The sequence below is a fragment of the Acidithiobacillus sp. TH-A36 genome, from assembly GCF_057473445.1.
The window spans coordinates 1-1,591 of the sequence record NZ_JBYCKP010000044.1; the positions used below are offsets into that span (position 1 = coordinate 1).

At 54.1% G+C, this 1,591-nt stretch carries 3 protein-coding genes; 2 read left to right on the top strand and 1 reads right to left on the bottom strand.

Annotation, left to right across the window (positions count from 1 at the left end):
* Both AC2VLY_RS01075 and AC2VLY_RS01080 read left to right on the top strand, forming a co-directional pair.
* The coding region (locus AC2VLY_RS01075; RefSeq protein ID WP_486921629.1) for a hypothetical protein at positions 1-500 on the top strand (500 nt) is incomplete at its 5' end.
* Entirely contained in the window at positions 493-849 is a 357-nt protein-coding gene (locus AC2VLY_RS01080) for a hypothetical protein (RefSeq protein WP_215866839.1), read from the top strand. The genes AC2VLY_RS01075 and AC2VLY_RS01080, both read left to right, overlap by 8 nt.
* A gap of 81 nt (positions 850-930) precedes the next feature.
* On the opposite strand, the gene AC2VLY_RS01085 is transcribed toward AC2VLY_RS01080, so the two are convergent.
* A partial coding sequence (locus AC2VLY_RS01085; protein ID WP_486921630.1) for a hypothetical protein occupies positions 931-1,591 on the bottom strand: 661 nt, incomplete at its 5' end.

A 1,591-nucleotide genomic window follows, 5' to 3' on the forward strand; every position in this document is an offset into this window, starting at 1 on the left:
TGCAGGATCGGTTGGCAGAAGAGACCAGTCTGGTGGTGGACCCGGGATTTTTCTCGCTGGATTGGACGTTGGTTCGGGCCGGTGGTCGGTATGCCGCTCTGGCGTCCGGCAGCAGTCTGTTTGCCGTTTCCCAAGTGTTGAGTGAAGCACGGAAGATCATTGCAGACACCTATGGCAAGGCCCCGACGGTTGCGCAACTGGAAAACTGTCTGCAAAACGGACGGGAACACTTGTACATTTTCAATCAGGATGTCGTGTTGCCGCCGGTTTTTGAGCAGGCGGCCCAGATGGTCGGGCGGGAAGCGCTGAGCGAAATGCGCGGCATGCTCCGGCAGGTGGACGACCCCATCAACTTTATCATTCTTGCAGGTGGCGGCGCGCGTCTATATACCCCCATGGCTCAGGAGGTATATCCGGACAGTCAAATTTTAATGGCAGATCATCCAGAACTGGCGAATGCGCAAGGCTTCTGGCATTTGGGAGCACAAAGCTTTGTCTGATTTTGTACGGATAGATGTGACTATCAGTACCAGGCAACCGGAATTACTGAAAGATATACAGGCTGTTTCCGAATCCCGGTTGCGTCCTGAGCGTTTGCGGTTTTTGGCGCAACTGGGTTTGCTGGTCTTGCAGGGGCGCGGTTCCCTGGCGGAGGTTCAGGCAGGCAACCTGGAAGCCGAAAACGGCCATGAAAAGGCGGACGTGGGCGAAGCAGGGGTTACATCTGTTGCCGCCCATGGCACTGCCGAGACGGGCGCTACCCATGACCCAAAGCGGGCGTTGAGTCCGGCGCGACGAAAGGCTATGGCGCAGTTGGGGCAGTCTTTGGGTGAGCCGCCGAAAAACTGAAAACAATCAACGGATCAATTTGATCCCACGGTTATATTCGAGGCTTGCAAGTTGTCAAGACTTCCGTTGTCTTGGTGTGCATCATCCCCCGTACATCCGGCGAATGGTGTCAGCAAAATAGCGAAACACCCAGATATTGGCAGGGAATTGCTGAATATTGACCTGACGGTACACAGATATCTTGTGGAGCAGGAAAAAGAAAAAGGCGGCAAACAAACTCATAGTAGCGGCACCCAATGGCAAAGCCACGGACCATCGTCCGGTTATCATCGGTATCAGATTGGCGGCCCATGTGGCTAAGGGCAAAAAAAGAAAAACAGTCGTGATGATCGGAGGAAGCCGAAACAGGCTGGAAATTCTGGCGGCGGCATCCCCGTTTTCCCGAACTTTTTTCAAATAGGCATAAGGGCCACCAAATGGTTGGGTGAGTAACAGGATCAAGCGTTTTCGGAGGATGCGCTGCGAAATCCAAAAAAGGGGCGTTTTGTAGCAACCCAGCATTCGGGCGCGCATGTTGGTAGCCAGCGTTTGAATCCAGATCCAGCGTAAGATTTGGGCTACAGTGGCAACCAATATGCCAATGGGAAGCCAGCGCCAGGGAGTGGTGCCCAACCAAAATAGGGACAGGTTAGCCGCAGAGGCCAACAGTAGCATGCGAATCAGCCAGACATCCGCTTGCTGTACATGCCGCGCCAGATTGGGCGGCAGAATTTCCGTGCCGCTGTATATTCTGTGGAACAAC